The sequence below is a fragment of the Sphaerotilus sp. genome, from assembly GCF_041083715.1.
GTDB lineage: Bacteria > Pseudomonadota > Gammaproteobacteria > Burkholderiales > Burkholderiaceae_C > Sphaerotilus.
Genome location: NZ_JBFPGY010000164.1, coordinates 1 through 9914, shown reverse-complemented (window position 1 = coordinate 9914; position 9914 = coordinate 1). Strand labels below are relative to the sequence as shown.

The 9914-nt window shown below is 65.7% G+C and carries 8 protein-coding genes and 1 pseudogene; all 9 read right to left on the bottom strand.

Annotated elements, in window-relative coordinates; translation table 11 throughout:
- A pseudogene (locus AB3X43_RS07455) lies at window positions 1–406 on the bottom strand (bifunctional tetrahydrofolate synthase/dihydrofolate synthase); the annotation flags it as partial.
- Between the two features lie 72 nt (window positions 407–478).
- Window positions 479–1351 (bottom strand): acetyl-CoA carboxylase, carboxyltransferase subunit beta, encoded by an 873-nt coding sequence (gene accD / locus AB3X43_RS07450; RefSeq protein WP_369429226.1) that lies wholly within the window; start codon window positions 1349–1351, stop codon window positions 479–481.
- Window positions 1348–2163 (bottom strand): tryptophan synthase subunit alpha, encoded by an 816-nt coding sequence (trpA, locus tag AB3X43_RS07445; RefSeq protein WP_369429225.1) that lies wholly within the window; start codon window positions 2161–2163, stop codon window positions 1348–1350. Before trpA ends, accD begins: the two co-directional genes overlap by 4 nt.
- Entirely contained in the window at window positions 2160–3428 is a 1269-nt protein-coding gene (trpB, locus tag AB3X43_RS07440; RefSeq protein ID WP_369429224.1) for a tryptophan synthase subunit beta, read from the bottom strand. The genes trpA and trpB overlap by 4 nt, the downstream gene beginning before the upstream one ends.
- 17 nt (window positions 3429–3445) lie before the next feature.
- Entirely contained in the window at window positions 3446–4132 is a 687-nt protein-coding gene (locus AB3X43_RS07435) for a phosphoribosylanthranilate isomerase (protein ID WP_369429223.1), read from the bottom strand.
- A gap of 42 nt (window positions 4133–4174) precedes the next feature.
- A complete protein-coding gene (gene truA / locus AB3X43_RS07430; protein WP_369429222.1) occupies window positions 4175–4972 on the bottom strand; it encodes a tRNA pseudouridine(38-40) synthase TruA in 798 nt (265 codons plus the stop codon).
- A 37-nt stretch (window positions 4973–5009) separates the two neighbouring features.
- Window positions 5010–7718 (bottom strand): motility hub landmark protein FimV, encoded by a 2709-nt coding sequence (locus tag AB3X43_RS07425; RefSeq protein ID WP_473965081.1) that lies wholly within the window; start codon window positions 7716–7718, stop codon window positions 5010–5012.
- A 188-nt stretch (window positions 7719–7906) separates the two neighbouring features.
- Window positions 7907–9034: an aspartate-semialdehyde dehydrogenase gene (gene asd / locus AB3X43_RS07420; RefSeq protein ID WP_369429220.1), complete on the bottom strand. Its 1128-nt coding sequence runs from the start codon at window positions 9032–9034 to the stop codon at window positions 7907–7909.
- 86 nt (window positions 9035–9120) lie between these two features.
- The coding region (gene leuB / locus AB3X43_RS07415; protein ID WP_369429219.1) for a 3-isopropylmalate dehydrogenase at window positions 9121–9914 on the bottom strand (794 nt) is incomplete at its 5' end.

The window sequence follows — 9914 nt, the reverse complement described above, 5'->3', positions numbered from 1 at the left end:
GGATCACCACGTCCAGCGGCTGTGCGGCGATGCAGTGCAGGATGGCCAGCGTCGTGAACTCGAAATAGGTCAGCGACTCGCCTTCGCGCGCCGCCTCGACCGCCGCGAAATGCGGCAGCAGCACATCCGCCTGGACAACATCGCCATTCAGCCGCAGCCGCTCCTCGAAATGCACCAGGTGCGGCGAGCCGTAGACCGCCGTGCGGTAGCCGCCCTGCAGCAGGATGGCTTCGAGCATGGCGCAGGTCGACCCTTTGCCATTCGTGCCGGCCACCGTGTAGACGGGCACGTCGAACTGCAGACCCAGCCGCTCGCGCACGCGCTGCACCCGGTCCAGACCGAGTTCGATGGTCACGGGGTGCAGGCGCTCGCAGTGGGCGAGCCAGTCGGACAGGGTCTGGGGCATGAAGATCTCTTCGGAAAATCGAAGGGGGCGTCTTGCGACGCCCCCCGGGAGCACGGAGCGAAGCCCGAGGACTCAGGACACTGCGTCAGCGCTCTGGCGCTGCAGCATGGCCAGCAGGCGGGCGACGGTTTCACGCAGTTCGCGGCGGTCCACGATCATGTCCAGCGCGCCCTTCTCGATCAGGAACTCCGAACGCTGGAAGCCCTCCGGCAGCTTCTCGCGCACGGTGTTCTCGATCACGCGCGGGCCTGCGAAACCGATCAGCGCCTTGGGCTCGGCAATGACCACATCGCCCACGAAGGCGAAACCGGCCGAGACGCCGCCCATCGTCGGGTCGGTCAGCACGCTGATGTAGGGCAGCTTGGCCTTGCCAAGACGGGTCAGCGACGCATTGGTCTTGGCCATCTGCATCAGCGACAGCAGGCCTTCCTGCATCCGGGCACCACCCGTGGCAGTGAAGCAGACGAACGGCACCTTCTGCTCGATGGCTGTCTCGACCGCGCGCACGAAGCGCTCGCCGACCACAGATCCCATCGAGCCGCCCATGAAGTCGAACTCGAACGCAGCCACAACCAGCGGGATGCTCATCACCGAGCCCCCCATGCACACCAGCGCATCGGTTTCGCCGGTGGCCTCCATCGCCTCCTTGAGGCGATCAGGGTACTTCTTGCTGTCCTTGAACTTCAGCGCATCGACCGGCAGGACTTCCTGGCCGATCTCGTAGCGGCCTTCGTCATCGAGGAAGCCATTCAGGCGGGCGCGGGCGTCGATGCGGTGGTGGTGACCACACTTCGGGCAGACATTGAGGTTGCCTTCCAGGTCGGTCTTGTAGAGCACCGTCTCGCAGGACGCGCACTTGACCCACAGACCTTCCGGCACCGTGCGGCGCTCGCTGGGTTTGGTCTGCTGGATCTTGGGGGGCAGCAGCTTGTCGAGCCAACTCATGCGGTTTCTCCTTGGAGCGTGTCCAATGCCGCACGGATCTCGCGGAGGAAACCGGCAGCCACCGGTACCACCCGCTCGCGCGGTTCGTTTTCGATCAACTGGATGATACGGGAACCGATCACCACTGCGTCCGATACCCGGGCCACGGCGACGGCCGTTTCCGCGTCGCGGATGCCGAAACCGACGCCCACAGGCACGTGCACCTGCGCCCGGATGCGCGGCACCATGCGCGCCACGGCGTCGGTATCGAGGTGGCCGGCGCCGGTCACACCCTTGAGCGAGACGTAGTAGACGTAGCCCGTGGCGATGCGGCCGACCTCGGCCATGCGCGCATCGGTCGAGGTCGGCGCGAGCAGGAAGATCGCATCCATGTCGGCGGCGTGCAGCCGTGCGGCAAAGGCCTCGCACTCCTGTGGCGGGTAGTCCACCACCAGCACGCCATCGACCCCAGCCGCCTTCGCATCATCGACGAAGCGGTCCGGGCCATGGCACTCGACCGGATTGGCATAGCCCATCAGCACGACCGGCGTGGTGGCGTCGGTCTCGCGGAAGGCACGCACCATCGCCAGCACATGCACCGTGCTGATGTGCTTGAGCAGCGCCCGCTCGCTGGCGCGCTGGATCACGGGACCATCGGCCATCGGGTCCGAGAACGGCACCCCGAGTTCGATCACGTCGGCACCGGCCTCGACCATGCCGTGCATCAGGTCCACGGTCACGTCGGCGTACGGATCGCCCGCCGTGACATAGGGAATCAGCGCCTTGCGGCCCTGCGCAGCCAGGCGCGCGAAGGTGGTCTGGATGCGGCTCACAGCGCACCTCCCTTGACGCTCTGCCCGCGGCACGACGGGCGGCAGTAGAAATCGGCTCCCGACAGGTCGGCCACGGTGCCGATGTCCTTGTCGCCACGACCGGACAGGTTGACCAGGATGTGCTGGTCCGGGCGCATCGTCTTCGCCAGCTTCATCGCGTAGGCAACCGCATGGCTCGACTCCAGCGCCGGGATGATGCCCTCGGTGCGGCAGAGGTAGTGGAAGGCCTCCAGCGCTTCCTTGTCGGTGATGCCGACGTACTCGGCGCGGCCGATGTCCTTCAGGTAAGCGTGTTCCGGGCCCACGCCGGGGTAGTCCAGGCCCGCCGAGACAGAGTGCGTCTCGGTGATCTGGCCGTTGGCATCCTGCAGGATGTAGGTGCGGTTGCCGTGCAGCACACCGGGCTTGCCGAGCTGCAGCGACGCGGAGTGCTTGTTCGTGTCCATGCCCTCGCCCGCTGCCTCGACGCCGATCAGGCGCGTGCCTTCATGCGGAATGTAGGGATAGAAGATGCCCATCGCGTTGCTGCCGCCGCCCACGCAGGCAATCACCGCGTCCGGCTGCCGGCCCGCTGGCCCGCCCAGCTCGGCGATCATCTCCGGTATCTGCGTCAGGCACTCGGTGCCGATGACGCTCTGGAAATCGCGCACCATCGCCGGGTACGGGTGCGGGCCCGCCACCGTGCCGATGATGTAGAACGTGTTCTCGACGTTGGTGACCCAGTCGCGCATCGCCTCGTTGAGCGCGTCCTTCAGCGTCTTGCTGCCGGATTCGACCGGCACCACCTTGGCGCCGAGCAGGTGCATGCGGTAGACGTTCGGACTCTGGCGCTTGACGTCTTCCGAGCCCATGTAGACCACGCACTCCATGCCATAGCGCGCACAGATCGTTGCCGTCGCCACACCGTGCTGGCCCGCGCCAGTCTCGGCGATGACCCGTGGCTTGCCCATGCGCTTGGCCAGCAGCGCCTGGCCGATGGTGTTGTTGACCTTGTGCGCGCCGGTGTGGTTCAGGTCCTCGCGCTTGAGGTAGATCTGCGCGCCGCCCATCTCGCGGCTCATGCGGTCGGCGTGGTACACCGGGCTGGGGCGGCCGACAAAATGCTTCAGCTCGCGCCGGAATTCGGCGATGAACTGGGGGTCGTGGCGGTAGTGCTCGTACGCTCCGCGCAATTCATCGAGCGCGTGGCTGAGGGTTTCAGCGACAAAGCTGCCGCCGTAGACCCCGAAATGCCCACGGGCATCGGGTTGGTCGTATGAAAACATGGTGGCTCTCGGGAATTTCAGTATCCGCTGTCGGCATCTGCCCGTCGGGCATCGGCTTCGCGGACCGCTTCGCAGAATTGGCGCATCAGCGCAGCGTCCTTGACGCCCTTGCCGATTTCAACGCCGGAACTCACGTCCACGGCACAGGGCCGCACGCGAAGCACGCCATCGGTCACATTGGCATGATTCAACCCACCAGACAAAACGACCGGACGGGGCACGCCTGACGGAATGAGAGACCAATCGAAAACCTTTCCGCCACCGCCATACCCTTCGACGTGGGCGTCGAGCAGGATGGCCTGGGCGCTGCAGTAGGACTGTGCAAAGTTTAACAAATCGAAGCCCGGCGTCATGCGCGCGGCGCGCAGATAGGGGCGCGCAGGGGCTTCGCACTGCGCGAGAGTTTCATCTCCGTGGAACTGCAGCAGCAAGGTCGGGATGGCTGCGCAGGCTTCGGCGATCTGCGCGGGTCCGGCGTTGACGAACAGCCCGACCGGCGTCACGAACGGCGGCAGGCGCCGCACCAGTTGCACCGCACGGTCCAGCGACACGTGCCGCGGGCTGCGGGCATAGAACACCAGCCCGATGGCATCGGCGCCAGCCGCCACGGCGTCGTCGACATCCCGATCGCGGGTCAGGCCACAGATCTTGATGCGGGTCCGCACGGTCAGACCCGACGGCGGGAAATCAATCGAAACGCTCATCGGACGTCACCAGCGAGAAAGTGAAAACCGGGCGGCCAGCGCTCAGCGCTGCGAGCCGCCGGGCAGCCAGTCAAATCCTGCCGTGCGGGTCGGCAGGCCATGGTGCGCATCGTAGCGGGGTCCGAGAAAGTACAGCCCGTCTGCGGCAAAGGTCGGAGCGGCGCGTTCGCGCTGGCGCGAGGCAAGCACCTCGGCCACCCAGTCACTGGACCGGGTGCCCGTGCCGACGGCGATCAGGCAACCCATGAGGTTGCGGATCATGTGGTGGAGGAAGGCCACCGCCTCGAAATCGAAACGCCAGTAGGCCCCGTGGCGCTCGATGGCGATCTCGCGCATCAGCTTCACCGGCGACAGCGCCTGGCAGTCGGCCGAGCGGAAAGCGGAGAAATCGTGCTCGCCGATCAGGTGCGTGGCGGCACGGCGCATGGCCTCGGCATCGAGTGGCCGGAATGTCCAGCCCACCGAACTGCGGTCGATCGACGGCTTGACCGGAGATTCAACCAGGATGTAGGCATAGCGCCGGCCGCGGGCCAGGTTGCGCGCATGGAAGTCGTCGGCCACCGGGTGACACCACTGCACTGCGATGTCGCCGGGCAGGTAGCGGTTGGTGCCGCGCACCCAGGAGAAGGGATCACGGGCCCGGTCGGTGTCGAAGTGGACAACCTGGTTGAGACCGTGGACGCCCGTGTCCGTGCGACCAGCGCACACGGTCTGGATGGGCGCCACCGCAAACTGCGAAAGCGCCTTTTCCAGGTGGTCCTGAACCGTGCGACCGTCTGGCTGGCTTTGCCAGCCGTGGTAGGCGGTGCCGCGGTAGGTGATGCCTAGCGCGAGGCGCAAGGCCACTCACCCGCCAGAGACGACACCGGCCACTGCCTCACGCCAGCTTGTCCAGCATGGCCTGCGCCTTGGCGCGCAGATCCCCGTCGGACTTCTCGATCACTTCCTGCAGCATGTCGCGCGCAGACTCGGCGTCGCCGAAATCGAGGAATTCCTTGGCGAGTTCGATCTTGCGTGACAGCGGATCACCGTCTTCGCCATCGACCAGCATCGGATAGGCATCCATGCCGCCCGACGAGGTCGTCGGCTGCAGATCGAAGTCGAGCGACAGGCCGCCCATGTCGATCTTCTGCAGATCACCGGCTTCCGTGATCGGCTCACTGATCTCGGGCAGATCGTGGAGTTCGAAATCCAGGCTGCTGTGGCCCGAGTCGGCCGGCGCATCCAGCGAGCTGGACAGGCCCGCAACGCCAAACGCACCAGCAGCGGTGGCAGCCGCACCGAGCACACCATGCCCGGTCGACATGGGTCGCGACACCGGCGGCAGCGAGTCCATCGGACCCGGCACCGAGATGTCGAGGTCAATGGAGGCCGAGCTGCCCGACGGCGTGTCGGCACCCAGATCAAGATCGGGCATCGCGCTGTTCTCGAACCGGGAGGGTGCCGGAACCACCGATTGCGGCATGGTGCTGGCACCCAGCATCTCGCCACCACCGGACTCCGACGCATAGCCGGAATTCGGTTGGCCACCCTGCTCGTACAGCGGATTGTCCGGATCGATCGACCGGCCAAGCTCCTGTGCCCGCACCCAGTCTTCGCCCTGACCGCCGGTCAGGCCGTACAGCTCACCCGCCAGCAGCTCATAGCCCTTGGTGTCGCGGCGCTTGGCGTAGACCTCCAGCAGCTTGGTGCGGATGGCGAGGCGCTCCGGATTGGCACGCATCGCTTCCTTGAGGATTTCCTCGGCCTGAAGATCGCGGCCATAGGCCAGATACACATCCGCCTCGGCAACCGGATCGACATCGCCGATCGCGTCGATCTGGCTGAGCGAGTAACTCATCGACGACGGCGTGCCCGCAGCATCGCGGGTGTCGACACGCTGACCGCCGCTGGCACCGAAGAACGAATCCGGCTGGAGACGGCTTTCCAGGAACGACGTGACGCCGGCTTCGTCCTTGTTCTTGCCACGCAGACGGTAATAGCCCAGCCCGGCCAGGATCGCCAGGATCAGACCGGCCCCCGGCAGCAGCATCGGATTCTCGGACAGCGATTCGATCAGCGACGGCTCTTCGGCCGGCGCCGTGTCCATCGGCACAGCCGGACGTGATGCCGCAGGCGCCACAGTCGGCGCGGAGGCAGCGCTGGCCACGACTGCCGGAGCGGGTGCAGAGGCCACGATCGGCAGCGGCTCCTTGGCAGACGCCGCAGCGACCACCATCGGCGCAGAGGCCGGAACCACGGGCTTCGCCGCCACGGGTGTGGAAGCCGGCTCGACCGGTTTTTCAGGGGCCTTGGCCACGACTGCCGGGCCGGAAGCAGCAGCCTTGCCGGTGCCTGCGGCTGCCGCGCCCGAAGCGGCCTGCAGTTTTTTCAGCTCATCCAGATTCCGGGCGAGTTCATTGACACGCGAACTGGCTTCCTTTTCGGCCCGTTGCTTGACAACAGTCTCTTCGGGCGTCGCAGCCTGGCCCTTGCCAGTGGTCTTCGGCTTGTCGAGTTGCAGTCGATCCGGCTTGGCCGCACCGGCCGCACCACTTTCGACCACTTCCGTACGGACCTGGCCGCCTGACTTGCGGGTCGGCTCGACCGGTTTGGTCTGCTCGGGCACAGCACCTGCCAGCCGCTGGCGATATGCGTTGAAATTGGCACTCTGCACATGGACGAGGCGCCGGGCCTCGCGGGCATCGACGCTGCCGAGTTGCTGTGCCGACGGAACCGTCAGCACAGCCCCGGAGCGCAGCCGGTTCATGTTGTTGCCGATGAAGGCTTGTGTATTGCCCTGGTACAGGCCCACCAGCATCTGGTCCAGGGAAATGCCCTCAACCTGCAACTTGCTGGCGACGTTCGACAGGGTGTCGCCCGACTTGACGCGGTATGCCGTCCCGGTGCCCGCTGTTGCGACGTCCGCAGCAGGCGCTGGGGCAGGGGCCGCCGGTCGGCGGCCAGGCGCCTTGGTGAGCGGCACCGGCTCGGTCGCTTCGCTGGGAACCGGCGCTGGTGTCGCCCGCTTCATCGCTTCGGCGCGAGCGGTTGCTTCGGCCGCGGCGGATGCAGCCAGTTCTGCCTTCGTCGGCCGTGCGGGCACTGCTGCCACCACGGCCGGCGTCGCCGGAGCCGCTGGCGCACGTGCCACCGACGGCGGATCGAACAGCAACGTGTATTCGCGCAGCAGACGGCCGCTGGACCAGGACAATTCCAGGATCACATCGACAAACGGTTCCTGGACGGAACGATCGCTGCTGATTCTCAGATAGGGTGTGCCATCGGCACGGCGCTGCAGCGACACCGCGGTGGATGGCAGAACGGCGTTGTAGTCAACGCCGGCAATCCGGTAGGCATCCGGCGGTGCAACACGCACCCGCAGATTGGCGGATTCGTCCGGCGTGAGGCTGGTGACGTCGATCTCGGCCCGCAGCGATTCGCCCAAGGCGGATTGAACGCTCAAGCGGCCGAGACTCAAGGACCAGGCCGATGGCGCCGCACCAAGTGCTGCAACCACCGCGACCACGGCCGCCACTTCTCTCAGAGCCAAACGCCCCGTGCGCTTCGTCTGGGTATTCAAGGCGTCTCCCAAGCTGCGAATCATGGAACCATTCCGTTTTTTCGCACCAGTCAATACGAGCAATAACCGCTCAAAATGTCTGAAAAGACAATAGCATCAAGCAGATACAAAGACAAGCTCATGCTCTGCCTGACATTCCGAGCATCTCGCACGATTACCGTCACTGAAAATATGCCCGTTGCCAGTCGGCAACGGGCACCAGTCAATACCGATCAGGCATCCAGCAGGATGCGCAGCATGCGGCGCAGCGGCTCGGCAGCGCCCCACAGCAACTGGTCACCGATGGTGAATGCCCCGACATACTCCGGACCCATCGCCAGCTTGCGGATGCGGCCGACCGGAATCGTCATCGTGCCAGTCACCGCCACCGGCGTCAGATCGCGGATGGTGGCCTCGCGGGTATTCGGCACCACCTTCACCCACTGGTTGTCAGCAGCGATCATGGCTTCCAGGTCGGCCACCGGCACGTCCTTCTTCAACTTGAAGGTCAGCGCCTGGCTGTGGCAGCGCATCGCACCGACACGCACGCAGAAACCATCGACCGGAATCGGGGCCAAGTCAAACCCTTCGCCCAGACCCAGGATCTTGTTGGTCTCGGCCATGCCCTTCCACTCTTCCTTGGACTGGCCGTTGCCCAGATCCTTGTCGATCCACGGAATCAGCGAGCCGCCCAGCGGCACGCCGAAGTTCGCGGTCTCGGCACCGGTCAGGGCACGCTGCTTGGCGATCACCTTGCGGTCGATCTCCAGGATGGCGCTCTTCGGATCGTCCAGCAGTGCACGCACTTCGGCGTTGAGCGTGCCGTACTGCGTCAGCAGTTCGCGCATGTGCTGGGCGCCACCACCGGAAGCCGCCTGGTAGGTCTGGGTGCTCATCCACTCGACCAGACCGGCCTTGTAGAGCGCGCCCACACCCATCAGCATGCAGCTCACGGTGCAGTTGCCGCCGACCCAGTTCTTGCCGCCCTTGGCCAGCGCGTCCTGGATGACGGGCATGTTGACCGGGTCGAGGATGATGACGGCGTCGGATTCCATGCGCAGCGTCGAGGCCGCGTCGATCCAGTGGCCGTTCCAGCCCGCCGCACGCAGCTTGGGGAACACCTCGGTGGTGTAGTCGCCGCCCTGCGCGGTGATGATGATCTCGCAGCGCCTGAGCGCCTCGATGTCATACGCGTTCTGGAGTTTCGTCTCGTTCTTCGCCATCGCCGGGGCAGCGCCACCGGCATTGGACGTCGAGAAGAACAGCGGCTCGATCAGGCCGAAATCGCCCTCGGCCTGCATGCGGTCCATCAGGACGGAGCCGACCATGCCGCGCCATCCGACCAATCCTACGAGTTTCATGTGATGCCCTTTTCCGGATATTCGACCTTCCCCGTCGACTCGCATCGCCGGGGTTGAAAGGTCTGGGCGAGACGAGGCGGAGCTGGTCAGCTCTTGGTAATGCCTTCAATGCCCTGGGTGATGGCGGCCACGACCGCGTCCCCCATCTCGCGCGTGCCCACTCGCGTCGTTCCCTCCGACCAGATGTCGGGCGTGCGATAGCCTTCGGCCAGCACAGCACGGACAGCCGACTCGATGCGGTCGGCGGCCTCGGGCTGTTGGAGTGAATATCGGAGCATCATGGCAGCGGACAGGATTGTAGCCAGAGGATTGGCCACCCCCTTGCCGGCGATGTCCGGCGCGCTGCCGTGGCTGGGTTCGTACAGGCCCTGGCCCTTCGCGTTCAGCGACGCCGAAGGGAGCATGCCGATCGATCCAGTCAGCATCGCCGCCTCGTCCGAGAGGATGTCGCCGAACATGTTGCCGGTGAAGAGCACGTCGAACTTCTTGGGCGCCTTGACGAGCTGCATGGCCGCGTTGTCCACGTACATGTGGTCGAGCGCGACGTCCGGATAGTCCTTGTGCACTTCGGTGACCACGTCCTTCCAGAACTGGAAGGTTTCCAGCACATTGGCCTTGTCCACGCTCGTCACGCGCTTGCTGCGCTGGCGGGCGGCCTGGAAGGCAACGTGGGCGATGCGCTCGATCTCCGGGCGGCTGTAGCGCATCGTGTCGAAGGCCTCTTCCGCGCCGGGGAAATGGCCATCGGTGGCGATGCGGCGGCCGCGCGGCTGGCCGAAGTAGATGTCGCCCGTCAGCTCGCGGATGATCAGGATGTCCAGACCCGCGATCAGCTCGGGTTTCAGGCTGGACGCGCCGACCAGCTGCTCGTAGCAGATCG

Excerpts from the sequence above, each read along its gene's own strand:
- trpB (WP_369429224.1), bottom strand. The coding sequence starts at position 3,428 with ATGTTTTCATACGACCAACCCGATGCCCGTGGGCATTTCGGGGTCTAC.
- accD (WP_369429226.1), bottom strand. The coding sequence starts at position 1,351 with ATGAGTTGGCTCGACAAGCTGCTGCCCCCCAAGATCCAGCAGACCAAA.
- AB3X43_RS07425 (WP_473965081.1), bottom strand. The coding sequence starts at position 7,718 with ATGATTCGCAGCTTGGGAGACGCCTTGAATACCCAGACGAAGCGCACG.
- asd (WP_369429220.1), bottom strand. The coding sequence starts at position 9,034 with ATGAAACTCGTAGGATTGGTCGGATGGCGCGGCATGGTCGGCTCCGTC.
- AB3X43_RS07435 (WP_369429223.1), bottom strand. The coding sequence starts at position 4,132 with ATGAGCGTTTCGATTGATTTCCCGCCGTCGGGTCTGACCGTGCGGACC.